This window comes from Citrobacter sp. BIDMC107, from assembly GCF_001037575.1.
GTDB lineage: Bacteria > Pseudomonadota > Gammaproteobacteria > Enterobacterales > Enterobacteriaceae > Citrobacter > Citrobacter freundii.
On record NZ_KQ089850.1, the window covers coordinates 124,164 to 147,738 of the forward strand.

At 52.2% G+C, this 23,575-nt stretch carries 25 protein-coding genes and 3 pseudogenes; 19 read left to right on the top strand and 9 right to left on the bottom strand.

The window, feature by feature from the left end; genetic code table 11:
• Positions 1–27: 27 nt before the first annotated feature.
• Positions 28–855, bottom strand: coding sequence for a DUF932 domain-containing protein (locus tag SK39_RS23580; protein WP_003092327.1), 828 nt, complete (start codon positions 853–855; stop codon positions 28–30).
• A gap of 392 nt (positions 856–1,247) precedes the next feature.
• Here SK39_RS23580 and SK39_RS23585 point away from each other — a divergent pair, with 392 nt between their 5' ends.
• A complete protein-coding gene (locus SK39_RS23585) occupies positions 1,248–3,704 on the top strand; it encodes an ATP-binding protein (protein WP_016487840.1) in 2,457 nt (818 codons plus the stop codon).
• Positions 3,705–3,770: 66 nt separating this feature from the next.
• On the opposite strand, the gene radC is transcribed toward SK39_RS23585, so the two are convergent.
• The 3 genes from radC to SK39_RS23600 form a co-directional block, all read right to left on the bottom strand.
• Positions 3,771–4,280, bottom strand: a complete 510-nt coding sequence (gene radC / locus SK39_RS23590; RefSeq protein ID WP_016487841.1) for a RadC family protein — start codon at positions 4,278–4,280, stop codon at positions 3,771–3,773.
• Between the two features lie 351 nt (positions 4,281–4,631).
• Positions 4,632–5,696 (bottom strand): PDDEXK nuclease domain-containing protein, encoded by a 1,065-nt coding sequence (locus tag SK39_RS23595; protein ID WP_016487843.1) that lies wholly within the window; start codon positions 5,694–5,696, stop codon positions 4,632–4,634.
• A complete protein-coding gene (locus tag SK39_RS23600) occupies positions 5,693–6,892 on the bottom strand; it encodes a tyrosine-type recombinase/integrase (RefSeq protein ID WP_014603550.1) in 1,200 nt (399 codons plus the stop codon). Before SK39_RS23600 ends, SK39_RS23595 begins: the two co-directional genes overlap by 4 nt.
• A 313-nt stretch (positions 6,893–7,205) precedes the next feature.
• On the opposite strand from SK39_RS23600, the gene SK39_RS23605 reads away from it, so the two are divergent.
• The 17 genes and pseudogenes from SK39_RS23605 to SK39_RS27255 all read left to right on the top strand — a co-directional run.
• Positions 7,206–7,418, top strand: a complete 213-nt coding sequence (locus SK39_RS23605; protein ID WP_022652191.1) for an Hha/YmoA family nucleoid-associated regulatory protein — start codon at positions 7,206–7,208, stop codon at positions 7,416–7,418.
• A gap of 176 nt (positions 7,419–7,594) precedes the next feature.
• A complete protein-coding gene (locus SK39_RS23610; RefSeq protein WP_015063153.1) occupies positions 7,595–8,236 on the top strand; it encodes a hypothetical protein in 642 nt (213 codons plus the stop codon).
• Positions 8,237–8,527: 291 nt separating this feature from the next.
• A complete protein-coding gene (locus SK39_RS23615) occupies positions 8,528–9,601 on the top strand; it encodes a competence protein CoiA family protein (RefSeq protein WP_022652192.1) in 1,074 nt (357 codons plus the stop codon).
• 527 nt (positions 9,602–10,128) lie between these two features.
• Positions 10,129–10,521, top strand: coding sequence for a hypothetical protein (locus tag SK39_RS23620; protein WP_022652193.1), 393 nt, complete (start codon positions 10,129–10,131; stop codon positions 10,519–10,521).
• Positions 10,522–10,930: 409 nt separating this feature from the next.
• Positions 10,931–11,161: a hypothetical protein gene (locus tag SK39_RS23625; protein ID WP_022652194.1), complete on the top strand. Its 231-nt coding sequence runs from the start codon at positions 10,931–10,933 to the stop codon at positions 11,159–11,161.
• A 152-nt stretch (positions 11,162–11,313) separates the two neighbouring features.
• On the top strand, positions 11,314–12,519 hold the full coding sequence (locus SK39_RS23630; RefSeq protein WP_015063155.1) for a hypothetical protein: 1,206 nt from the start codon (positions 11,314–11,316) through the stop codon (positions 12,517–12,519).
• Positions 12,520–12,534: 15 nt separating this feature from the next.
• On the top strand, positions 12,535–12,714 hold the full coding sequence (locus SK39_RS23635) for a hypothetical protein (protein WP_032610397.1): 180 nt from the start codon (positions 12,535–12,537) through the stop codon (positions 12,712–12,714).
• A 100-nt stretch (positions 12,715–12,814) separates the two neighbouring features.
• Positions 12,815–13,423, top strand: a complete 609-nt coding sequence (locus SK39_RS23640) for an HNH endonuclease (RefSeq protein WP_225622165.1) — start codon at positions 12,815–12,817, stop codon at positions 13,421–13,423.
• Positions 13,424–13,537: 114 nt separating this feature from the next.
• On the top strand, positions 13,538–13,945 hold the full coding sequence (locus SK39_RS23645; RefSeq protein ID WP_015063157.1) for a hypothetical protein: 408 nt from the start codon (positions 13,538–13,540) through the stop codon (positions 13,943–13,945).
• A gap of 32 nt (positions 13,946–13,977) precedes the next feature.
• Complete coding sequence (locus SK39_RS23650) at positions 13,978–14,181, top strand: hypothetical protein (protein WP_022652195.1); 204 nt, start codon at positions 13,978–13,980, stop codon at positions 14,179–14,181.
• Between the two features lie 185 nt (positions 14,182–14,366).
• Positions 14,367–15,278 carry an HNH endonuclease gene (locus SK39_RS27435; protein ID WP_022652196.1) on the top strand — a complete coding sequence of 304 codons (912 nt, stop codon included), beginning with the start codon at positions 14,367–14,369 and terminating at the stop codon, positions 15,276–15,278.
• Positions 15,279–15,407: 129 nt separating this feature from the next.
• Positions 15,408–15,662, top strand: coding sequence for a hypothetical protein (locus tag SK39_RS23660; protein ID WP_022652197.1), 255 nt, complete (start codon positions 15,408–15,410; stop codon positions 15,660–15,662).
• 84 nt (positions 15,663–15,746) lie between these two features.
• Positions 15,747–16,058: a hypothetical protein gene (locus SK39_RS23665; protein WP_032610398.1), complete on the top strand. Its 312-nt coding sequence runs from the start codon at positions 15,747–15,749 to the stop codon at positions 16,056–16,058.
• 430 nt (positions 16,059–16,488) lie between these two features.
• A pseudogene (locus SK39_RS23670) lies at positions 16,489–16,656 on the top strand (DDE-type integrase/transposase/recombinase); the annotation flags it as partial.
• 272 nt (positions 16,657–16,928) lie between these two features.
• Positions 16,929–18,005: an IS110 family RNA-guided transposase gene (locus SK39_RS23675; RefSeq protein ID WP_000227969.1), complete on the top strand. Its 1,077-nt coding sequence runs from the start codon at positions 16,929–16,931 to the stop codon at positions 18,003–18,005.
• A 16-nt stretch (positions 18,006–18,021) separates the two neighbouring features.
• Positions 18,022–18,298 (top strand): annotated as a pseudogene (locus SK39_RS26545) (IS3 family transposase); the annotation flags it as partial.
• Between the two features lie 114 nt (positions 18,299–18,412).
• A pseudogene (locus SK39_RS27255) lies at positions 18,413–18,565 on the top strand (recombinase family protein); the annotation flags it as partial.
• A gap of 27 nt (positions 18,566–18,592) precedes the next feature.
• Here the strand turns inward: SK39_RS27255 and fghA are convergent.
• The 5 genes from fghA to SK39_RS23700 form a co-directional block, all read right to left on the bottom strand.
• The gene (fghA, locus tag SK39_RS23680) at positions 18,593–19,429 is read right to left on the bottom strand and encodes an S-formylglutathione hydrolase (protein WP_012561110.1); all 837 of its coding nucleotides are present in this window, start codon (positions 19,427–19,429) and stop codon (positions 18,593–18,595) included.
• Between the two features lie 64 nt (positions 19,430–19,493).
• Positions 19,494–19,892, bottom strand: coding sequence for a VOC family protein (locus tag SK39_RS23685; RefSeq protein WP_012561111.1), 399 nt, complete (start codon positions 19,890–19,892; stop codon positions 19,494–19,496).
• 43 nt (positions 19,893–19,935) lie between these two features.
• A complete protein-coding gene (gene frmA, locus SK39_RS23690) occupies positions 19,936–21,045 on the bottom strand; it encodes an S-(hydroxymethyl)glutathione dehydrogenase (RefSeq protein ID WP_017384070.1) in 1,110 nt (369 codons plus the stop codon).
• A gap of 34 nt (positions 21,046–21,079) precedes the next feature.
• Positions 21,080–21,355: a formaldehyde-responsive transcriptional repressor FrmR gene (frmR, locus tag SK39_RS23695; RefSeq protein WP_017384071.1), complete on the bottom strand. Its 276-nt coding sequence runs from the start codon at positions 21,353–21,355 to the stop codon at positions 21,080–21,082.
• 113 nt (positions 21,356–21,468) lie between these two features.
• Positions 21,469–22,166 (bottom strand): IS1 family transposase gene (locus SK39_RS23700; RefSeq protein WP_223195083.1). Its coding sequence is split into 2 segments (ribosomal slippage): positions 21,469–21,917 and positions 21,917–22,166, totalling 699 coding nucleotides; the frame shifts between segments, so codons are not numbered across the junction.
• A gap of 400 nt (positions 22,167–22,566) precedes the next feature.
• On the opposite strand from SK39_RS23700, the gene acuI reads away from it, so the two are divergent.
• Complete coding sequence (gene acuI, locus SK39_RS23710) at positions 22,567–23,550, top strand: acrylyl-CoA reductase (NADPH) (protein WP_023280857.1); 984 nt, start codon at positions 22,567–22,569, stop codon at positions 23,548–23,550.
• Positions 23,551–23,575: the final 25 nt, after the last annotated feature.

The window sequence follows — 23,575 nt, forward strand, 5'->3', positions numbered from 1 at the left end:
TGCTGCCTGCCCCTGCCGCGTGGGGATTCAGGCTTTCAACTGGCGCATGCCATCGGCCAGCAGCCAGAGGGCGCGATTCAGTCGGATGTTTTGGTCGATGCCCTGCACCGGGCGGGTTTGCTGTCGGCGCCCGTTGGCGCTGCGGCCACGCAGCCCGCCTTGGGTCAGGTTTTCTTGGGTGCGGTTGAACACGCTCCACAGGTCGGGGCGGCGGTCGTCGAAGCGGCGCGGCATCAGGATTTGCGATTCCGTGATGGGCGCGGGCTTGTCGGGGTCGTCGTACTTGAGGGCGAGCGCGGCGCGGGCGAACACTTCGGATTCGCCATCGTCCAAGGTGATGCCGCGCATGGCATCGCGCGATTCCTTCACCCGATCGAAACCGCTCAAGACTTCGTAAGCGCCCTCAATGACCAGACCGGCCACGTCGCCTTTATGGGGCACTCGCACATCGGCCACGGTGTTGCCGCAAACAAGGCCATTGCTGCACACGAACCGGAACATTCCGGCCAGCATCTGATAGCTGCTGGTGCCGTCGTGCGAGTTCAGCAGCACGATTTCGTTGGCCTCCGCGCCGTTGATCTGGCTGGCATGGCGCAAGCGAATCATGTGTTTGGTGTGCTCGCGCTTGCCTTCGTCGCGCACGCGGGTTTGCGTCACCATGAAAGGCTGGAAGCCTTCTTTGCGAAGCTCGGTCAGCACGGCGGCGGTGGGGATATAGGCGTACCGCTGCGAACGGCTCTCGTGCGGGGCATCCGCGAAGATGGACGGGGCCACGCGGTGAATCTGGTCGTCGGACAGCGGGTAATCGCTGCGCAGCGAGGGGGAGCGGAAAGCGAAACGGGATGCGAGTTGCATGGTCTTTCTCCTGACAAAAGAGGTTTGCTGTTCACACCGCACACCGGATTTCTAGATTCGGAGCCCAGCCTTTCGGCTGTTTGGTGCGGTCGGCACGAGGAACCCGGTTGGCCCTGTTGCCACCGTCTTTCCTGAGTTCATCGCCCGCGGCCAAAGGAGCGCGCGGACGGGGGCCGTCAAGGAGCCAAGCGCAGGGTGGGTGCGGCCCGCAGGCGCAGCCGAGGACACGGCCCTGCGCGCCTTGACGGCACACGGGCGCGGGCTACGGTCGCGGGTAAGGTGATGAAGTCAGGGGAGACGGCTGGACAAGGCAACGGCCATCCCTTTGTGCTGACCGCACGCAAGCGAAGCGCGCAGGCCCGAAGCTGGAAGCCGGGCCGTAGGCGTCAGCGATGCGGAAGGCTGGCGAAGCCAGTCCCGCCAGGGATGAGCGACTAGCGAACCTGGAGCAGCGCGATCCGCGAAGCGGAGACGCAAGAGGACTCTTCGTTTACCATTTGTTTCGCAAGCTAATGATGGGAAAGCAAGAACACGGAGATCTAGAGATGATTGTCTGCATCAACCGCCTCAAACAGTTCGGAATCTTCAGCGACTTCAATGGAACGAAGATCCAAAAGTTCGGCCGGTACAACCTGGTCTATGGTTGGAATGGAACAGGCAAGTCAACGTTATCGAATCTATTCTCTTGCTTTGAGCTTCGCTCGATGGTTCCCCGCTTCAGCACGGGCCAATTTTCAGTAGTTCTGGAGGATGGCTCAACGATCACGGAATCCACACTCCACTCATCCCAATTGAATATTCATGTTTTCAATCAACGCTTCGTGCATGAGAACATTGATTGGGACAAATCCGTAAAGAGCATCCTTCTTATTGCGAAAGAGAAGATTGATGACTTGCAGAAGCTGGAGAAGCTGAAGAGCGAGCTTCAGTCGAAAAAGAAGGCTCACGACGACAAGCAAAGCGATATCAAGAAGCAGCGTGAGGCATTAGAGAAGTTCCTGACCAATGCTGCCAAGAAAATGAAGCTTGGACTTCAGGCGATTGATACGAGCGACAGTTATTACTTGAATTACGACCGCCGCAAGCTCTCCAACTTCATACAGAATAACGGCGAGACAATTATCAAGGCGGAGTCGGTTCTTCCAGATGAGAGGGTTATCGACCTTACGAATGCCGCCAAGCCAGATCAGCTTCCAAGCATTGCTTTCGCCTCAACGGCCATTGAGCCGGACTACTTTAAGAAAGCGGCGGGCCGCATCAGAGATTTGATTGGGACTACGGCGGTCAATCAAGCAATCCAGCGGCTTACCGATAACCCGGACATCCGCGAATGGGTTCAAGCAGGCTTGGAAATCCATAAAAACCACGACTCGCAATCCTGCGAGTTCTGCGGCTCTCCGTTCGCCCAGCTTCGTGCCGAGGCGCTTGCTGCCCACTTCAGCAAGGAGTTCACGGAGTTTCAGAGCCGACTTCAGAATGCGGCGACATGGATTGAATCTCAAGGCGCTCCAGCTAATCAGTTTCCCGCATCGACCGAGTTTTATAAAGAACTATCGGCCGAGGCAGAAAAGCTTCAAAAGGACTACGCAACTGCTGCTGAAAAGATCGACCAGCAAATGGACGCCTGGCGGGAAGCCCTGAAGGCCAAGATCACAGACCCTGGGAAGACAGACATTCAGATCTCGGATGTGGTTGAAGACGATGTCACCAATTTCAATGACATCCTGAAGTCGATTGTTGCTCTCGTTGGAAAGCACAACAATAAGACTTCAAATTTCAAATCTGAGACCTCAAAAAGCAAGGTGGCACTGGAGCTTCACTTTGCTGCGGCTGAGGTGCAAGAGTTTGACTATGCTGGAAGTGAGAAGAAGTGCAATGACCTTGAGTCAGAAGCAAAGAACGACCATAAGGAAATTGAAAAAATTAGTCTAGAGGTCGGAGCCATAGAAGCGGCGCTCTCGAATGAAACGGTCGGGGCAAAGGAGTTCAATGACATCCTGCATCGCTTCATTGGCCGCTCTGAGCTTTGCCTGAACTTCAATCAGAAGAAGAAAGGCTATGAGATCATCAGAAACGGGGTTGGTGAGCACGATGGGAATTTGAGCGAAGGTGAGAAGACTGCGATTGCATTTGTCTATTTCATCACGAAGCTCAAAGAAAATGGAAATAACATCAAGGATACGATCGTCGTCGTTGACGATCCGGTCTCAAGCTTTGATTCTAATCACTTGTTTCACGCCTACTCGTTTTTGAGAACGCAATGCACTGAAGCCAAGCAACTTTTTGTGCTGACTCACAACTTCACTTACTTTAAGCTAGTGAGAGACTGGTTCACTGGCACCAATAGGAATCGAGTCAAAAAAGGCAACGCCGAGAATTGCTTCTTTTATCGCCTGGATGCGCCACCTGGCTCCCCTCGTCACTCCCTACTTGTGGATGCCGACGACTCACTCAAGAACTACGGTTCCGAGTACCACTATATCTTCAAGAAGCTTTACGAATATAGGGCGCACACGACACTCAATCGAGATGAGGCGTTCTTGACCGCCAACCTCGCCCGAAAGCTTGTTGAATCGTTTTTTACCTTCAAATATCCAAGGCGGCGAAGCGACATTAGTCAATTGATGGAGGCTGGCCTAAAAGATTGCACCATCACGACACCAGAGCTTAAAGAAAAAATCTACCGCTTTATCAATAAGTATTCACATAGCGACGTTATTGAGATAACAGAGGAATCCGCAGAAAACTTGGCAGGCGAAAGCCACAGCGTCATCGGGAACATCTTCCAGTGGCTGGAAGAGGTGGACAAGAAACATTACGACGAGATGATTCAGGTTGCGACGGCCTGAGCATCAGGCCGCGAGGGCCATAGCTATGCCACCAGGCGCAGCAAAAAGGGGCCGAAGCCCCTTGGGCTAGATCAGCCCATGCTCGGCGAACGATGCCGTTTCGTTGCCCGCAACGATGATGTGATCGAGCACGCGCACGTCCACCAGACCCAACGCTTCCTTGAGCCGCTGGGTCAGCGCCCGGTCAGCCGCGCTCGGCTCGGGGTTTCCGCTCGGATGGTTGTGCGAAACGACGACCGCCGCCGCATTGAGCCGCAGCGCCTCCTTGACCACTTCGCGCGGATACACCGACGCACCGTCAATAGTGCCGTGGAACATCTCCCTGTATTCGATCAGACGATGGCGCGTATCCATGAACAGCACTACGAACACCTCATGCTCGAAGCTGGCCAACTTTGTACGCAAGTATTCCTTGACCGCCGCCGGCGAAGTGAACTCTGCTCCGCGCTGCATTTTCCGGTCAATGACCTGGCGCGCAGCTTCCAGAATGTCGTCGGCCGATGCCGGTAGATAGCGCCCGTGCGCGTCGCGCACCAGCAGACAGGAATCGAACGAGGGAAAGGACAGTTGCGACATGATCGTGCTCCGGTTGCTCGGGCGGAATTGCCCGGAACCGGCGGCAGCACGGCGCAGCGCAAGCAGTCAGGGGTCGCAGACGGCCGCCAGGACGCAAGCGCGCATGGCGCGCGCCGCCCTTGACGGCGAGAACGCCGTGATACGGTGAAGGGAACAGCAAGACCGCCCACACCCGCCCACTGCACAGAGTCGATTTTTGGCAAGCGGAGCGCGCAGGCCCGGATCAACGAGCCGGGACGGAGGCGTCAGTGATGGAAGCCCGACAGGGGCGAGACTCGCGCAGCGAAGCTCGATGCGCAGCACGACAGCGCGACGGCGGCACGCCGGGACGCCCGACTGCTTGGGACAGGACTACTCGTTGTCCGTCTTGCGCTGCTCGATTTGCAACTGCGCCCGTTGCGTTGCCTGTTGCAGCCGCTCCACCAGCACGCCCCTCGGCGGCAAGGCGGTCAGATACTCGGCAACGTGGATGCCGGACTTGTCCAGCTCCAGCAATTCGATCTGCTCGCGCTTCTTGCCGGTGCAAAGGATGATCCCGAGCGGCGAGGCTTCCTCCGGCTCCCGTTCGTGCTTGTCTAGCCACCGAAGGTAAAGCTCCATCTGCCCTTTGTAGGCCGCCTTGAAGTCACCTACCTTCAACTCCACCGCAACCAGCCGCCGCAGCTTGCGGTTGTAGAACAGAAGGTCAAGGTGGAAATCCTCGTCGTCGATCGGAATGCGCTTCTGCCGGGCGACGAATGAGAAGCCCGCGCCCAGCTCCAGCAGGAAGGACTCCATTTCACGGATGATCGCCGCTTCCAAGTCGCCTTCCTGCCAAGTGTCCCGCAGGCCCAGGAAGTCGAGGATGTACGGGTCGCGCATGACCAGGGCCGGCGACATGCGCTGCGCATCGCGCAGGGTCGCCAACTCCTGCGCTATGGTTTCTTCCGGCTTTTGGGAAAGCGCCGTGCGCTCGTACAGCATCGAGTCGATACGCTCGCGCAGCGTCCGCACGCTCCAGCGTTGGGTGCTGGCCATCTGTGCGTAGTAGTCCCGCTGGAGCGGGTCTTTCAGCGGCATCAGGGCGATGAAGTGCGTCCAGCTCAATTCTCGTATCAGTGATACGAGAATTCGCTCGTCGGGGAAGGTGGCGGCGAACTGCACCATGCGGCGCAAGTTCTGCTCTGCAAAGCTGCTGCCGTACTCCTCCACCAACTGCGCAGCCAAGGTGGGCAGAACTTCCTTGCCGTAGGCGCCCCGGCGCCTGTCCAAGACCTGCGTGTGGATGCGTTGGCCGATGCGCCAGTAGAGCATCGTAAGCTCGCTATTCACCGTCGAGGCGGCGCGCTTGCGCGCCGCCTCGATCAGTGCCCGAATGTCGCCCAGCAGCGCCGCGGGCGCTGCGAGCGATGCTGCTGATGGCCGGCGCCCGTTCATGCCACCGCCTCCGCAAGCTGCCGCGCGCCCGTGATGGCTTGGCGGCGGCTGGCCACCAGCTCGGCCGCCTCGCGCACCGGCTTGTCCTCGGTGTGGACGTAGTGCATGAACATCGCCACGGTCTTGTGGCCCGTCAGCTTCATTCCCACTTTGGTCGGCACACCGGAATTGGCAATGTCGGTGGTCGAGCGATGACGGATGCCGTGCGTGCCTACGTGCGGCACGCTGGCGGCCTTGAGCGTCCGGCACCAGCCGCCATAGTGCTCGCCAAAGGTCAGGTGCTTGGCCGGGTCGTTCGGCGACGGCAGGACGTAAGGGCAGCCTTCCAGACGCGGCGCCGTCGAAAGCAGCCGATAGGCTTCCTCGCTCATGGGCTTGGAAATGCCGCCAACCTTGCTGTCGGGCCACACCACGCGCCGGTTCTCGAAGTCCAGCCAGCTCCATTCGAGCGGGCAGATTTCGGAGCGCCGCGCCGCAAACTCGAATTGCAGCCGGATCGCCAACGGGATGACGTAGTTCTCCAGCCCCTCCGCCTCCAGTTTCTCCAACTGGCGGAAGATCCGCACCATTTCCTCGTCCACGATGAGCCGGGTTTCCTTGCCCGGCGGGTACATCGGGACGTGGCGGCACGGATTCGTACCGTCCGGGCGGAAGCCCCAGACTTCGGCCAAGTTGAACATCTTGCGCAGCACGCCGAAGGTCTTGTTGGCCTCGGTCGGCTTGTAGGCCAGCTTTTCCATGAGCCCCGCAATGTCGGGCCGCTTCACGTCATGCACCTTCTTGCGGCCCAGCAGCGGGATGATGTTGCGGTCGATGACGCCCTGGTAGCCGTCCTGCGTGCTGACCTTGTTGCGCTTCTTGGAGTAGTCCTCCATGAACTTTTTGCACAACTCGGCCATCGTGGGCGCCTTGCGCGCCTCGGCCTTGGCACCGCCGGGATCACCACCCCGGCGAACCTCGGCCAGCCAGTCCTGCGCTTTGACCCGCGCCTGTTCGACGGTTAGCTCCCCGTAGAGTCCCAGCGAGGGCTTGCGGGGCTGGCCAGAGTTCGTGCGGTACTGGAGCATGAACACCCGGCGTCCCGTCGGGGTAATCTTGCAAAGGAAGCCGGGCACGACGGTATCCCGTAGTTCGATGTCCTTCGCCTGGGGTTGCGCCGACTCTACGGCGGTCTTGGTGAGCTTGATCTTTGCCATGATGACTCCTTGGAACGACCCGGATTCCAGGAGCCAGATAGGAGCGGCGCGAGGGAGAACCGGGTCAAGTTTCAGAAAGCACCGGCATATGATGGACGCGCGTAAGCTATTGATAAACCTGTTGTATCGGGCTACGTCGCAGTCCAGCGAACTACCGGGCTGGAGTCATCGTGAAACAAAAAAAGGGGGCCCGCCAGTTCAGCAACGAGCCGGAGTTATACGTCAAATAGTTGCAAAAAAAATTAGATTCCCGGAACAAATCCACATAAGATTGGGATACTGTACTTTTGCTGAAAATAACTTAAGGTTGACCATGTCCGAAACTAAACAGGCGTATTTGATGAAATTTCGTAAGTGCTCTTCATTTGACACACTGGAAAAAGTATTTGAACGACTCTGTGAAAAGAATGTTGGTATAGTTTCACTAGAAATTTCCGGGGCATATGACCATCGAAAAGCTGAATTGACAATGAAAAAACTCTACGATAAAGTCCCCGCCAGTGTATGGACCCTGGTTCGTCAGTAAAATGAAAATCCCGGGAACCATTATACAGCCGACGTTTAACAAAAAGAGGTTTATGAAATCGTCTGTTGAACATATAAATTTATTAAATTATTTATTACCACCTCTGGGAATTAGTTTAATCAGAAAAGTAATAACTTCACTTAAAATGCTTTACTTGCTCTGTTGTGGTAAAACGCATGGGAATTAAACCTTTATTAATTTTAACTCTTCCATTCATCTCCTTTTATTTAAACGCGGCGAGCCTAAACGAGTTCAGTCAAAAACTGGATGAAGGTTACCGTTACGCCTGTAACGCAACTCAGACGGGCAACGCAGAGGTTGCCTCTCTGGCGCTTGAGAACTACAGGGCAAATTTCACTACCTCAGACCCAAAAGTTGGTTTCAGCCAGATAATGAATGATGAAATAAACAAGGTTGTCTCGAATTTTTTCAGAATGGGCATGATCCAGGGGAACACCAGTACTGCGGCCTGCGAGACGCCTTCGGAGTTGCTGAGTCAGACCGCTTTGGCGGTATATTCCCGACAGGAAAAGGCGGCGTTGGCATCGAGCCTTGATGCTGTCCGCTTCACTGAATATGCGGCGCAGGCCTACCCGATTTTTGATTCAATCCGGAGTACAAGCATCAGTGAGGATGAAGTAATTAATCAGATTAATAAAATTGGGAATAATGCAATTATAAATGACAAGAATGCTATTGACGCCAGCAATGCGACAAGTGCGATGAAAAACGTAGTGACTGTACTTTTTTCTGCCCGGAGTGACCCGGAACTTATGCAATTTATGATGGGTTATATTGATCAACACAAACTGCATTGAATGTAGGGTCCAGTATTTATATTAAATCAGCTTTCGTCCTGAAAGTGAGCCCACTGTTGGAATGCTCACTAATTCCGGTTCCGTCCGTATTAATAAGTCTCACTGCTGGTGGAGGGACGGGCAACCGGAAAAGTAGCTTTTTACCAGCATAGAATTGCCATCGCTTTATCCATTTGCCCCTGCCACAGTAATAAAAGCAACTTAAAAACTCATGAAAAAAGACCTCTTATCGAAATGTCATACTGCTTTCGTCCGATATAGTGAATGTCTGTATGCTGCGGGGGAAATAACATGCGAAAGAGCTATACCTATGGGATTCCTTTCGGACTCCATCGCGAAACTGGACGGTATCTGGACATCACGGAAGTAAGCAGAGGGAGTGCATGCAACTGTATCTGCCCCGGGTGTCGTACGGATTTGATCGCCAGGCAGGGTGAGGTCAAACTCTGGCACTATAGCCACACCACGGACCTCTTCGGTGATTGTGACGGCTTGATGGAGGCGATTCGGGGAAAAATTATTGAAGTTGTCCGGGAAAGACATCTTCTCGGTTTCCCGCATCTTCTGGCCGGTTATGAAGGCGGGAAGGTGCCACTTGATGAGGTAAGCGGCAGCGGAAGCATGTTCGGCGCCACGGCAGATCTGTTTGTGAAGGTTAACGACCTCTGTGTCGCCGTGTTTCTTGATACCGATCGCAGCGTGGCCGGGAAGCTGACGTTCGACCATCTCCATCCCTCGGAAATGGTAGCAGCATTACGTATCGATCTGCCGGATATAGAATACGAAATCAGTCAGGTACAACTTGGCAGGCGAGATGGAACCTACAGCGAACGTATCGAGAAAATTATCATTGATGAGACGGAGTCACGAGAGTGGTTGTATCATCCCATGATGCAGGAACTGGGGACTGAACCCCTGAAGGTTTATCAGGGCCGTGAGCCTGCGGAAGCAGGACCACTTCTCCAGCGTCTTTCCGACTGCTACATGAAGCTGCCGGACATCTTACCCCAGAGCATGAATACGCTGATAAGAATGCAGCAGGACACCATCGTTTGTTTGTGTCGGCTCACCGTCAGAGCATCCAATATAGCCCAGACTGATGAATTTCCGCTGTTTATACGTTACTTCCGTCTGCATTGTCTCGACACCAGTGAGCATGTGAATTACGAGAAATTGCTGAACTGGCAGGACATGATCACAAAATCACAGGAAGGGCAGTCGCTAACGATGGAGGAACGGGATTATCTCCAGGAAATCGCCCGTATTGGCCTCTACAACCACCGACTTAAAAGTGTCTGCCTGACGGCCTGCGAAGACAGTAAGGTGGCAACAACTGAAGGACCAACAAATTTCTCATTGCTCTGAAGGGGGCTGGGGAGTTACGGGCCTGGCGGGCATGGAAACGTAAACAAAATCTACTTGCTCGCCTTAAGCAGTAATGGGTTGTTCATTTCTTACATGGTCTCAGAGTACCTATCATGATCAGTCCGGTAATATAAACTGGCACAGCCATCATAACAGCCCAACGCTAATGGACATACATTAGCGTTGGGCTGTTATGGCCGAAAGACTGGATCAGGAGTTCCGGATTTTTGCGCGGTAGGTGTGTTTGATCCTTTCAATCGTGGCAAGAGATGCATTCCAGTAGCGTTCAGCGTCGGGGCGATATTGGTCATCGAAGATGCAAAGATTCAATAATAGTGTAATTAGCGTCTCCTGGCGGCAAAGTCAGTCGGCCGGAACTGGTAAACTGTATTCCACCTCACCCGGGCTGGCGGGCGACTGACGTCTTGCCGGTTCATAGCCGGTGGTCGCGTCTGACAATGCGGTGTCCTGCCGGTAGTGACGCTGGCAGGGAGGTTTGCCAAATATACCCTACAGGGACTTCAGGAATGAATACGTTCGAACAGTTTAAAGCACAGGTCACCCAACATGCCTGTGGACTCGGTCCGGAACAACTGGCCGGGTACTGGGGGCGGTCCACCAGCGGCGAATGTGTTTCGCCATCGTATGAAGTGTTCAGGGGTTATCCGACCCGCCATCCGCTGGCGGAGTTTGTGGAGATGGCTGCATCCCGCAACGGCATCAGGCCGGATGACTACCTGGGTGATTTACTCCGGGGGCCGCATGAGGTTGTCGGCTCCCTGACGGATGACAGCACGTCACCCGCCGCCAGCCTGCCTGTCTATTTCTTCCCGGGTGCCGGGATTTACGCTGCGGCGGTCAGTGATACCGAGGTGCTCGATGTCTGGATGAGCTGGCCTTGCTACCCGGAAAACTGGTGAACATCCGAAACCGGGTTAACCGGCCGGGGATGATTTCCACGACAGCTGGTGCGGACGTGATAACACAATTGCATGTCCTCATCCCTAATGCCCCCTGCCAGACCCTTCCGTGCGGTCAGGCTTCGCCTGATTCCCGATCGGCGCGTATACATCAGGCTATAACTCTTTGTTTTCTTTTTATTTTCTTCCTGTTTACTCGAAATTCGCGGGCGGCCTTGCCAGGGCACAATTGTCAAATACGTGATACTGATGGCTGCACATTGTTAATGTCGGGCACGATGTTTTGTAGTTAACAAGCACTAGTTGGATGAGGACATGCAACTTCATGATGTATCTGACGCTGTTGACTCATGGCAGTCGCCAGTTCAGTTACACCATAAACGTTAGCTTTTAATAAGAGAGGGTTACTATGTTTAGAACTGAGCAAAAGTCAGAGCATTTAGGCCAGGTCATGATGATTGATCCGGAGCTGGTTGGGCAGGGCATAGAGGTTGGACAGGTCGTTGTGTTTGATCTGGGGCACGCCAGCAAAGGCGTTGTGCATTTGATGCGCGAAAGCAAAAAGCGTGATTGTTTTTCCCCTACAACAGAGCGCAAACAGACTTTCAATATGACCGATCAAACTACCAAGGGAGGTTGATACGGGTAAGACGACTGTGGGGCACATCTCACACTGATGATGAGGTCATGCAACCTATTAGTCACCGACTTGGCTGATGTTATGATGTACATCGCTTTCATCTCTTTAGACCGGTCTGAAGTAGAGTCTCAATAATCCGTGAGGAATTCGTTATGAGCCGTGAAGTACCTGCTGGTAGGTTTTTTTGTATGGATGAGTTCCACAATCATCATATGAACGATGATGTCATTCGCGAAAGGCTCCGCTCAATAGACGGTATCCCCGGTGTGAGCTATCAGGTATATGGCGATAATGTTTTCGTGTTCGAGAAACTTGTCCAACTGGTGAAACAGAATGGCCATAACCTGGCAACAGCCTTAGACCTCGTTCCGCAGGCAACAATGACCGCCTCAGAGGCTATTGAGGAGTGGTCGGTCTTCCCGGCGCCATATTCTCGTGAGATCAATAATACCGACCATAGTCAGGCGATCTACCACCCTTATTTCAATGCGTATTTGCCCCGGAAATATCCTGACCGTGACGCCTGTAATGCGGATGCGACCAGATTGCTTCTCGGTAATCCTGTCGAGGGTGAGGGGGATTTTGTCTACCGGGGGCAGTCCATGATCCTTCGCCAGCCCTTTACACTCGACCGTCTTCCCCCACGGCCTGAATGGGATGTGCCGGTGTATGAAAATCCCGGTGCCTACACGCATCTCTGGAACACGGATTTTGTCAGTGGCTTCGCGCCGGTTTCCGAATCTTTGTTTAACGAGGTTAAATCAGCGGAGTGGGAATGGAACCACGCTATCGCCGCGACATGCGCGTACATGGGAAATCCGGAGTGTTTCGCCTCGTTGTGGCCCCGGGCGGGAGAGTTCGGACTGGAGCAGCTGGAGCTCAAATCCAGTGACGTTGACGAACTCGATCCGGAATACCACCAGCAATTCCAGGCTATATACCCGGAGCTGTCCATGTTGTCCCCGGCCGCTATCCAGAGAGCCTATGACGAGTACTGTGAATCGATGTGGGAATACCCTGAGAGGTGCGACGGATTTCTTTATCACCTTATTGGCAGTACCGTCAGTTCGAATGTGTCCCGCGACAACCCGGAAAAAACAGGAAGACTCATCGCACACGCATGGCTGACAGGAGCCTCGGTTGAGGATGCCTATCGTTTTGGCTCAGAGGCTCAGCAGTTCGATACCGCTCTTTCTGGGCTGGCGTATCAGGTATCCGTGGCCATGAAATTTGTTGCCGGTGATTCTGCGGCCGCAGGAAATGAAGGCCATCCGATCAGCACACTTTCCGATACCTTCCGTCAGATGAGAAAAGTAAGTAGTACCCTCCTGACGGCCACACAGAACGGCCGGAAATGATAAGCACTAACCAATATGGATTCTAACAAAAAGCACGATGAATACGTCGACTGGCTCATTGAGCAGGCAGACGATCATGAAATAAATGCCATCAGCTCAGGACTCAGAGATGCGTGGGAACTTTGTACGACCTTTCTGGCCTGTGTTTTGCTCGGCAGTGGGATGGTTCTTGCCTGCTTAAATATCACTCAGTAGGGAAATCTGATGACAACTCAAATTGAAGTTATGACGGTTGCTGAGCTGCATGCTCAACTACAACAGCTGGTGGATGATTGGCTCGGAGATATTCCGGTATGTGCGACAGATCTCCGCGCCCGGTAACGGTACCGGCGGCGACATTTTTCCGGTGAAAACCCAGCAGGACTACCGTGCCGCCTACCGTAAGCTCGAAGCGGATGGATATGCACCGGCCGTTATCGAACAAATGACCACAGGCGCTGCCTACAATCTGGCTTATCCACGAATCCCGTTAAAACGCTCTGAGAACGCCACCAGCGAACGGAAGCGAAAACCTGACGTGGACATTCAGGGAGAGCCTTGCGAGCGCTTTGTGACCCAGCGGAGCGGCGCAGCGCAGACAAAATTCAAGAATCTCCTTGTTGAGAATTTCGCGGGTCGGTGTGCGGTCACGGGATGGGTTAATGGTGGTGTGCTGGTAGCGGCTCATATCGAGCATGGGACGCGCTACAACCCTTCGAACGGCATCCTGTTGACGCCGACAATGCACGCGCTGTTTGACGCGGATCTGATGGGTATAGACCCGTCCACACTCACCGTTCATTTTAAACCGGGCATCGAGGCGGGAGAGCTGTTTGAAGGCAAAACGCTCAACCCGTTGGTGTATGACCTGGATACAGACCGGCTGGCTGCTCGCTGGGCTGATTTCCTCGGTACCGAGGAATAGATGGAAAATCCAGCCTATACCGGATGACAGTGTTTCCTGGTTAGGCACCTCATTCTGAGATGTGCTGACTGCACGCCACCATTTTATTGAAAACCGACAGAGTTGATACCACTAATGCCAAATTACCTTACGGGATATTTAAAAGCGACCATTGTTATTTTATCTGCGGGCCTGTCAGGTTGCGACCTGGCAAATGGTGCGACGGAAAGTGGAGTGTATCAGAAATACACGAATGGACCTTTCAGGGAGCCGACTATCGTGATGAGTCCGGGCTGGCGAATGGATGACCACGGCAAGGAAGCACTTATATTCGGGAGCAGCCAATGCCCAGATGCTAACGGCAACACTACGTCTGAGGGCGGTTGCGTCCTCATTGAGAATCACTCTGAGACTGTCGCGGTCATCGTTGTTGATGCGACAAAGCAATTCCGACGCCAGGAAACATGGACGATTGAACATAAAAAGGATCGGACCATTGTGATGCGCCCGGATAACAGTTATGTGATGCCCTGGGTAAAATAGCCAATTAAGTTAATCAAATTAGGATTCATACTATGGGCATTCAAGATTTGGTTGGAAAAGAAAGAGAGCTGATCGTCGTCGCACTACTGGCCCTGCATCGTGAACGCGTTAATAGTTTTAATTCAGCTTGCACGGCATGTTCATTAGCGGGGAAAGAATGGCCGGAACAGGAAATGTTTGGTATTAACGAAGTAATGAATGCCCTCCGCATGGTTGGTGCTTTGCCTGTGAGATAATGAGACCTGCTAGCTTCGCATCTGGCTGATTGATTGCCTGACCTATAACGGATTTCATGAGTTTTGAAGAGATTCTGATGTGGACGCCGTGAACAGGCCTCTTAGCGACGAGGGCTCGTTTTTATGACTAGGCGTGGACGCCAGTGCCAACCTGAATGAACAATGGGATGCAAACCGGAAACAACATGAACACCAGAGTGAATAAGCCTCAACCCGTCAGGCTTCGCCCTGTCTTCCAGAAACTGGAAGAGCTGGGGTTAACAGGGGAAATTATTTCCATTCGCACGGACGGGAAAACTGGAACCTTAACTCCAGACCTGAAGCCTGGTATCTTCAAAACGGGTCCCTGCCAAACGAAACGGATCATGACCGGCAACTGGGTTATCGCTGACTCAAGGGACTACTTTGAACATGTTGTTCTGTGTGTTGAGCGTCCAGACGGAGCCTATGACATATTCACCGGCTCTTTCATAAAATTATATCCGGTTGAAAACTGCAAAAGCAAAATCGTCGAAATGAGTAACCCTGTCCTGGTGGGCATGACTTACTCCATCCGGAAGGTTTTTAATGGAGGAAAGTTCAGTCGGCGAGGAATTGCCTATCTCTCGATCCCCGCAGTAACATCAACAAAAGTAACTTTTCCTTCCCGAACGTATCAGGAGGGGCAGGAACAAATCACAATGTCGAGCCCGGACCAGGCACCATTTTCCGAAGATGTCCGGAAAAACTGCGCCGGTACGTGTGTTCTTACCGGCGTTCGAGCCAGACAAAGAACTGAGGCAGCGCACATTAAACCCCGTCATGCTGGTGGTGAGCCGGATGTGACAAACGGGATTCTACTGCGAAGTGACATCCACACCCTCTTTGACAATTGGCACTTTTCAATCGACCCTGATTCAATGAAAGCCCGTTTCAGCCCGGATGTGCTCTCCGTCGATAAAGACTTGCTACAACTGGAAGGCAAGCAAATTGATTTTTCCCGCTTGCAAATGCCTATCAATATTGAATACCTGCGACATCACTGGAACGAATTTTTTAACCGTCATGGCAATCCATTCAGAAAGAAAGAGCCAAATAATAAAAATCAACAATTATGAAAAACGCCCAGTTAGCAGCAACATGCACTATGAGGCTATGTTAGCCTAATGGCATTCTTATTTGATAAAGCTTGCTACAAGAAGTTTTGTCAATGTTCAACCTGTTTATCAAACCTATGGAGATTATTTATGACTGGGAGTGGTATGAATACTGTACGCATAAACAATGAAGTGAAACACATCTCAGAGTTAGATTCCGAGACCCTTTCTCTTGAATGGAATAAACTGAAAAACGAAAATAACGAACTGTATCGCTGCATAAAGGAAGCAAATTCTGGTTGGCGAGGTTTTGTCCTTCGTTTGATAGGGGTTCATCTGCCTGATGGTAAAACAATTGTCATTCATGGTGTTAGCACTAAAAATGAATCTACTCACACTGAATAATACACAATAGAAAAACTGTTAGTATCAAAGATCACAATGAGGCTATGTTAGCCTTCGAACATTCACAAGAACTAAGAAATTCAAATGGCTTACGTTCAATTCGAGGTAAAAATGATGGCAGATATCAATGACTCTTATTATGCTCGTAACGAAAAGTGGATTAGGCCAGCACTGATTGCTTTTATATTTGCATTTGGCAATAGTCTCGGTGATATTCTCGGGGTTGCGAGCCCCATAGTTTCCACAGCAAGTATGTGGTTGGCTGCAATTGCGTTTATTATCACTGGTGTAATGGTGATGTTTACAGATACGATTTCAGCACATATTTTAAAATTGTTGGCGGTCGTGGCACTGTTAGGGGCAGTCATCACTTTAGTGATTCGCTATTTCACATAGAATCCCTCAATGAATGCACCGCTTGCACGCTTTCTGAGTTATTGTTTCCCTTTATAAACGTCGGCTTATGTATAGCGTTCATCTGCACAACGGGGACGTTGAGTGAATGAGAACTGCCGGATTGCGTTCCTGCATTACCACAATCAGAGATCCTGGTTGTGGTTTCTAAGAAAATTCTGAATATCGGTTCATGAGACCGGTGGTTACAACTTGTAATATATTAGACTTAGCTTTTGATTCATATATTTGTACTATACCCACATCATTTATATGGATGTAGGTCGCTATGGCGTTAAAAGGCAAATTAACTCTCAATGATGCAGATTATGCTCCATTTGAACTTAATGGGGTAGGCGTCTTTATGGCCTTTTCCGGAAACGGAATATACAGAAATCACGGTGGTTGCAGGGTTGTGCCGGATAATGGACCTAAGCGCTGGGCGTACCTCGCCGTTGTTCTCGACCTGTTCTCAAGAAAACCAGTGGGCTGGGCCATGTCGTTCTCGCCGGACAGCAGGCTTACCATGAAAGCACTGGAAATGGCATGGGAAACCCGTGGTAAGCCCGTCGGGGTGATGTTCCACAGCGATAGTAATAATGCCGATGTCAGTCTTTACCACCACTTAGTTTGCCGTTTAACCAGATTGGTGTGATTACTGATGCAGTGAAGACCTTCCCGCATCCTGACTCACACAGCGATCGACCTTTTGTGTCCTGCCCTGGACCCGTCGGTTGCCGGAAGCGCCTTCATGCGAGGCATCTCCTCACCGATGCGCGTGACTCAAGAAGGGCCTGACGGCTTGTCTCGTTACTGTCCTGTCCGGGTTATCTGTCTGGAGATTCAACTCTGTTTCCTCACAGGAGCTCTGTCATGGTTGATAAAGTTACCGAAGCTGCCGTTGTGGGTGGCGTGGATACACATAAAGATTTGCACGTTGCCGCTGTCGTAGATCAGAACAATAAAGTCCTTGGGACTCAGTATTTCTCCACAACACGACAAGGTTACCGGCAGATGCTGGCATGGATGACCTCGTTTGGGACATTAAAGCGAATTGGTGTTGAGTGCACAGGTACCTATGGTTCCGGTTTGCTTCGTTATTTTCAGAACGCCGGGTTAGAAGTTCTTGAGGTGACTGCTCCAGACCGGATGGAGCGACGCAAACGGGGTAAAAGTGACACAATTGATGCTGAATGTGCCGCTCATGCAGCATTCTCAGGCATCAGGACAGTTACTCCCAAAACGCGTGATGGCATGATTGAGTCCCTGCGGGTATTAAAAACTTGCCGAAAAACAGCAATATCAGCCCGCAGAGTCGCTCTCCAGATTATCCATTCAAATATTATCTCTGCCCCGGATGAATTACGTGAACAGCTCAGAAATATGACGCGCATGCAGCTCATCAGGACCCTGGGTTCCTGGAGACCTGATGCCAGTGAATACCGCAATGTAACCAACGTTTATCGCATTTCATTAAAGTCCCTTGCCCGACGCTATCTCGAGTTACATGACGAAATCGCTGATCTGGATGTCATGATTGCGGCAATTGTCGACGAGTTGGCACCTGAGCTGATTAAACGTAATGCTATCGGATACGAAAGCGCTTCACAGTTGCTGATCACTGCCGGAGACAATCCTCAACGGTTAAGATCAGAATCAGGATTTGCGGCACTGTGTGGTGTCAGCCCGGTCCCCGTTTCTTCTGGAAAAACGAACCGTTACCGACTTAATCGTGGTGGAGATCGTGCTGCAAATAGTGCACTTCACATCATCGCCATCGGACGCTTACGAACTGACGCAAAAACAAAGGAATATGTCGCCAGGCGTGTAGCCGAAGGACATACAAAAATGGAAGCGATACGCTGTCTAAAGCGATATATCTCCCGCGAAGTTTACACGTTACTGCGCAATCAAAACAGGCGGATCAACAGTATCCCGATAACAGCTTGACTCTTAGAAGGGCGTCCAGGGCAGCCAGTACGGCAGTGACGACTGGCAGCGCTTCTACCGGGCCAATAACCTGGCGCCGAGCATGAGCCGGCGTGGCAACTGCTGGGATAATGCGGTGGCCGAATCGTTCTTCAGTTCGCTGAAAAAAGAACGGATCAGAAAACGCATATATAAAACCAGGGATCTGGCCCGGGCGGATCTTCGATTACATTGAAGTCTTCTATAACCGGTCCCGGCGCCACAGCCACCTCGGCGACGTCAGTCCGGAGGCCTTCGAACAGGCCTCGTCGTGAGGACAGGATTTGTCTACAGGCGTGGGGTCAGTCCAAACTATAGGGCAGGATCGTCTACCGGGGCGGGGTCAGTCCATCAACGGCTCGGAAGTGTCTAGATTATCCGTGGCGATTCACCGGGGCAAACAGGCCGATCAGGAACGACATAAGAAAGTTCTGTATTACCGACAGGTCAAGAAACTGAGCATAAGAGAAACTGCTGAAGCCACCAGTTACAGTACATCTCAGGTCTGCAGGGTTCAGGCCCTGTTCAGGCCTGAAAATTAAGCACATTTTCTGAGGCTGGAAATCAACTCATGCTGACAGCCTGAGCCTGTTGGCATGGTAAGCAATGTGCTCACCAATAAAGCTGGAAATGAAATAATAGCTGTGGTCGTATCCAGTATGATATCGGAACGACGCATTGAGGTTCATCTCATTGCATACTCTCTCAAGGATTTTGGTGCGCAGTTGCTCTTCATAAAAGGCGTCACTCAGCCCCTGATCAATGAAGATTTCTGGTAATTTTTCACCCTGTAAAATGAGGCTGACTGGATCGTAGGCTTCCCACGTTTTTCTGTTTTCACCCAGGTAAGCGCTAAATGCCTGTTGCCCCCATGGCACCTGAGAAGGCGATACTATCGGGGAAAATGCTGATACGCTCACATATTCACCAGGATTTCGCAGAGCCAGCACCAGAGCACCCAGCCCTCCCATAGAATGACCGGATATAGATTTTCTTGCCGTTGCAGGAAAATGATTCATGACGACATCCGGAAGCTCTCTGAGAATATAGTCATACATCCTGTAATGAACATTCCACGGCTGTTCCGTCGCGTTCAGATAAAAACCGGCCCCCTGGCCAAGATCGTAACTGTCGGCATCCGGGACATTATTACCCCGGGGACTGGTATCCGGGACAACAACGATGACGTTATGCCGGGCTGCATAATGCTGCATACCTGATTTGGTGATGAAATTCTGCTCAGTACAGGTCAGGCCCGACAACCAGTATAGTACCGGCAGTTTTTCTGTTACTGCTTTGGGAGGAAGATACACACCGAAATTCATTTCACAATTAAGGGATTGTGAATAATGCCGGTACACGTTTTGCCAGCCGCCAGAGCTGGCATGCTGCTCAATGAGTTCCATCAGCCGTTATCTCATGGTTATTTCCCCTGACCGAAGCCAGGGGAAGTATCTTTAAATCCGGACGTCAGATAAACGTATACGCCGTGATTTTGTTACCCGCCGGATCCCGCAGGTAGGCAGCATAGGCCCCGGGAAGGTGACCACGCGGGCCAGGTTGACCTTCATCAGCTCCACCGGCGGCAAGGCCGGCAGCATGGAAAGCATCAACCTCTTCCGGGGTGGCAGCAGCGAAGCCGACAGTCACCCCGTTAGCGGAAGGTGCTTCACCGTTGCCCGGACGGGCAATGATAAATGCCGGCTTTTCGCGGCCATAGAGTACCCAGCCGTTGCCAAACGGGCCGAGGTTATTGATACCAAGCGTGCCCAGGACGACATCGTAAAATGCGGAGGATTTCTCGACATCGGCTGCGCCAATGAACACATGAGAAAAGATGCCGTCACCAGAAATTACCGGAGTTGTCATTTTCCACTTCCTTCAGTTTGAGTTGATTAAAATTCTGATGGGATCAGTAATGAATCACTGTCCGGATAGATTTGCCTTCATGCATAAGCTCGAAGGCGTCATTGATTTCATCCAGTGTCATCGTATGGGTTACAAATGGCTCAAGGTCAATATCCCCCTTCATGGCATCCTCGACCATACCGGGGAGCTGAGTGCGGCCTTTTACTCCGCCAAACGCGGAACCTTTCCATACGCGCCCGGTGACCAGCTGGAAAGGACGGGTGGAAATCTCCTGTCCGGCCCCTGCGACACCAATGACAACGGACTGCCCCCACCCACGGTGAGCACTTTCCAGCGCTGCACGCATGACGTTAACGTTACCGATACATTCAAAGGTATGGTCAATACCCCACTTGTTGATATCCAGCAGAACATCTTTAATCGGTTTGTCATAATCATTCGGGTTAATGCAGTCAGTGGCCCCGAACTGACGGGCCAGGTCAAATTTTGTCGGATTAGTATCGATAGCGATAATACGTCCCGCTTTTGCCTGACGGGCCCCCTGTACCGCAGCCAGACCAATTGCCCCCAGACCAAAAATGGCAACTGAATCGCCCGGCTGCACTTTAGCCGTGTTATGGACGGCGCCAATACCGGTAGTCACGCCACAACCCAACAGGCAGACGTGTTCATGGTTCGCCTCCGGGTTAATTTTTGCCAGAGAAACCTCGGCCACAACGGTGTATTCACTGAATGTGGAACATCCCATGTAGTGGTAAAGAGGCTGACCGTTGTATGAAAAGCGAGTGGTCCCGTCAGGCATCAGTCCTTTGCCCTGAGTCTCGCGAACCGATACACAGAGGTTCGTTTTACCGGACTGGCAGAATTCACACTCCCCGCATTCAGCGGTGTAGAGCGGAATAACATGGTCACCCGGCTTCACACTGGTGACGCCTTCACCAACTTCAACGACGATACCGGCTCCCTCGTGGCCGAGAACCACCGGGAAAACGCCCTCAGGGTCATTCCCTGAGAGGGTAAAGGCATCGGTATGGCAGACACCTGTGTGGGTGTTTTTAATCAGCACCTCGCCTTTTTTAGGCGGAGCAACATCAATTTCAACAATCTCCAGGGGCTTCCCTGGTGCAAATGCAACAGCGGCACGTGATTTCATACGTAATATATCCTCAATGTAATAATGGCCTCACCTATTTAAGATAGGCACGAACCAGCTCAATCGTATCGTCAACTGATTTACTGACTTCATGACTGTAGCTGTCATTCTGGTCAAAGGTTTCCCGTATGTGGCTCTCCAGCACCTCTGCCATCAGTCCGTTAGCGGCGCCCCGGACGGCGGCGATTTGCTGGAGAACGGAACGGCATTCAGCGCCACTTTCAAGTGCTCTTTCCAGAGCATCAATCTGACCCCGGATACGGCGAACCCGGGTTAGGACCTTTTTTTTCTCTTCAGGAGTACTGGGCATTGCTTACCTCACTGCTCTGTATTTCTTATACTATAGGGGAGTATTACATTAAGATCAACACATACCCCACTATAGTATAATAAATATATCAGAGCACCGGTAATGACTCCAACTTACTGATAGTGTTTTATGTTCAGATAATGCCCGATGACTTTGTCATGCAGCTCCACCGATTTTGAGAACGACAGTGACTTCCTGCCCAGCCTTGCCAGATGCTGCCTCAGATTCAGGTTATGCCGCTCAATGCGCTGCGTATATCGCTTGCTGATAACGTGCAGTTCTCCCTTCAGGCGTGATTCATAAAGCGGCCAGCCATCCGTCATCCATACCACGACCTCAAAGGCCGACAGCAGGCCCAGAAGACGCTCCAGCGTGACCAACGTGCGTTCACCGAATACGTGCGCCACAACCGTCCTCCGTATCCTGTCATACGCGTAAAACAACCAGCGCTGGCGTGATTTAGCGCCGACGTAACCCCACTGTTCGTCCATTTCCGCGCAAACAATGACGTCACTGCCCGGTTGTATGCGTGAGTTTACCGACTGCGGCCTGAGTTTTTTAAGTGTCGTAAAATCGTGTTGAGGCCAACGCCCATAATGCGTGCACTGGCGCGACATCCGACGCCATTCATGGCCATATCAATAATTTTCTGGTGTGTACCGGGCTGAGAGACGGTGTAAGTGAACTGTAGCTGCCATGTTTTACGGCAGTGAGAGCAGAGATAGCGCTGATGTCCGGCAGTACTTTTACCGTTACGCACCACGCCTTCAGTAGCTGAACAGGAGGGACAGCTGATAGAAACAGAAGCCACTGGAGCACCTCAAAAACACCATCATACACTAAATCAGTAAGTTGGCACCATTACCCGAATTACCAGCGTCTGCTCTTGGCACGGAGCGGACCTATTTACTGAGCCGAAGGTCCGCTCAGACTAACTCATTAAAGCCTGGTTGTTTTATCGCATCATCAGCCGTGTTCTGAAGCATTAGCTATGTATCTTCAGGGATGCTGATTTTCCCTCTGCACCAGATAAACCAGAATACAGTTTGATGTCGGTCAAAAAAGACAGCTTTAAGTGCATGAAATGAATAATGTTTCTTGAATGCTGGCAAAGCACTGGGATAGTAGTGTTGATTATTAGACGATCGGTCAATATTATTTATTGACGACTTAATGACTGAACGGTAAACGCCCGGACAAACGAGGTGAACGTGTTTAAATCTTTATTAATCAACAAAACAGATGGACGCTATAGTGCGCAACTTGCTGAAATCGCTGAAAGTGAACTACCGCAGGGGGATGTGGAGGTCAATGTTGACTATTCATCCATCAACTACAAAGACGCACTGGCCATTACGGGCCGGGGCCCAATCGTCCGACGCTTTCCCATGGTGCCCGGCATTGATTTTACCGGTACAGTGTCCGCCAGTTCACATCCCGAATATCAGGCCGGAGATAAGGTTCTCCTGACCGGCTGGGGTGTTGGGGAAAAACACTGGGGCGGACTATCCGAAAAAGCACGGGTAAATGGAGACTGGCTGACGCCGCTCCCGGCTGGCGCTAACGGCAAACACGTAATGGCAATCGGAACAGCTGGGTTTACCGCGATGCTGTGCGTAGACGCACTTCTGAATCATGGTATTAAGCCTGAAGATGGTCCGGTACTTGTTACCGGTGCCAGCGGCGGCGTCGGGAGCATTGCGGCCATGATCCTTGCATCAATGGGGTACCGCGTTACGGCGTCTACTGGACGCCCGGAAGAGGCTGCCTGGCTCTATAAAACGGTCGGTGTGGACGAGATTATTAACCGTTCCGAGCTCTCCTGTCCCGGAAAACCGTTACAGAAAGAACGCTGGGCTGCCGCCATTGATACAGTCGGTAGCCATACGCTCTGCAATGTATGCGCCGGGGTGCGTTATGGCAGTATTGTTGCAGCCTGCGGCATGGCACAGGGGATGGAACTAATGGGGAATGTGGCTCCGTTTATCCTGCGTGGCGTCACGCTGAAAGGGATTGACAGTGTCATGTTCGCGAAGGAAAAAAGAGCGGCGATCTGGCAGCAGGCGGTACAGTATTTACCGGAGTCCAGACTGGATAGCCTGACCACCGTTTATCCGCTGAGTGATGCCATCAATGTGGCCGAAAAACTTCTGAGTGGCGGAATTCGTGGCCGGGCAGTAATTCAGTGTAGCTAATGAAGTGGAAGCCAGGCTCAGCCTG

Excerpts from the sequence above, each read along its gene's own strand:
- SK39_RS23580 (WP_003092327.1), bottom strand. The coding sequence starts at position 855 with ATGCAACTCGCATCCCGTTTCGCTTTCCGCTCCCCCTCGCTGCGCAGC.
- SK39_RS23585 (WP_016487840.1), top strand. The coding sequence starts at position 1,248 with ATGCGGAAGGCTGGCGAAGCCAGTCCCGCCAGGGATGAGCGACTAGCG.
- radC (WP_016487841.1), bottom strand. The coding sequence starts at position 4,280 with ATGTCGCAACTGTCCTTTCCCTCGTTCGATTCCTGTCTGCTGGTGCGC.
- SK39_RS23595 (WP_016487843.1), bottom strand. The coding sequence starts at position 5,696 with ATGAACGGGCGCCGGCCATCAGCAGCATCGCTCGCAGCGCCCGCGGCG.
- SK39_RS23600 (WP_014603550.1), bottom strand. The coding sequence starts at position 6,892 with ATGGCAAAGATCAAGCTCACCAAGACCGCCGTAGAGTCGGCGCAACCC.
- SK39_RS23605 (WP_022652191.1), top strand. The coding sequence starts at position 7,206 with ATGTCCGAAACTAAACAGGCGTATTTGATGAAATTTCGTAAGTGCTCT.
- SK39_RS23610 (WP_015063153.1), top strand. The coding sequence starts at position 7,595 with ATGGGAATTAAACCTTTATTAATTTTAACTCTTCCATTCATCTCCTTT.
- SK39_RS23615 (WP_022652192.1), top strand. The coding sequence starts at position 8,528 with ATGCGAAAGAGCTATACCTATGGGATTCCTTTCGGACTCCATCGCGAA.
- SK39_RS23620 (WP_022652193.1), top strand. The coding sequence starts at position 10,129 with ATGAATACGTTCGAACAGTTTAAAGCACAGGTCACCCAACATGCCTGT.
- SK39_RS23625 (WP_022652194.1), top strand. The coding sequence starts at position 10,931 with ATGTTTAGAACTGAGCAAAAGTCAGAGCATTTAGGCCAGGTCATGATG.
- SK39_RS23630 (WP_015063155.1), top strand. The coding sequence starts at position 11,314 with ATGAGCCGTGAAGTACCTGCTGGTAGGTTTTTTTGTATGGATGAGTTC.
- SK39_RS23635 (WP_032610397.1), top strand. The coding sequence starts at position 12,535 with ATGGATTCTAACAAAAAGCACGATGAATACGTCGACTGGCTCATTGAG.
- SK39_RS23645 (WP_015063157.1), top strand. The coding sequence starts at position 13,538 with ATGCCAAATTACCTTACGGGATATTTAAAAGCGACCATTGTTATTTTA.
- SK39_RS23650 (WP_022652195.1), top strand. The coding sequence starts at position 13,978 with ATGGGCATTCAAGATTTGGTTGGAAAAGAAAGAGAGCTGATCGTCGTC.
- SK39_RS27435 (WP_022652196.1), top strand. The coding sequence starts at position 14,367 with ATGAACACCAGAGTGAATAAGCCTCAACCCGTCAGGCTTCGCCCTGTC.
- SK39_RS23660 (WP_022652197.1), top strand. The coding sequence starts at position 15,408 with ATGACTGGGAGTGGTATGAATACTGTACGCATAAACAATGAAGTGAAA.
- SK39_RS23665 (WP_032610398.1), top strand. The coding sequence starts at position 15,747 with ATGGCTTACGTTCAATTCGAGGTAAAAATGATGGCAGATATCAATGAC.
- SK39_RS23675 (WP_000227969.1), top strand. The coding sequence starts at position 16,929 with ATGGTTGATAAAGTTACCGAAGCTGCCGTTGTGGGTGGCGTGGATACA.
- fghA (WP_012561110.1), bottom strand. The coding sequence starts at position 19,429 with ATGGAACTCATTGAGCAGCATGCCAGCTCTGGCGGCTGGCAAAACGTG.
- SK39_RS23685 (WP_012561111.1), bottom strand. The coding sequence starts at position 19,892 with ATGACAACTCCGGTAATTTCTGGTGACGGCATCTTTTCTCATGTGTTC.
- frmA (WP_017384070.1), bottom strand. The coding sequence starts at position 21,045 with ATGAAATCACGTGCCGCTGTTGCATTTGCACCAGGGAAGCCCCTGGAG.
- frmR (WP_017384071.1), bottom strand. The coding sequence starts at position 21,355 with ATGCCCAGTACTCCTGAAGAGAAAAAAAAGGTCCTAACCCGGGTTCGC.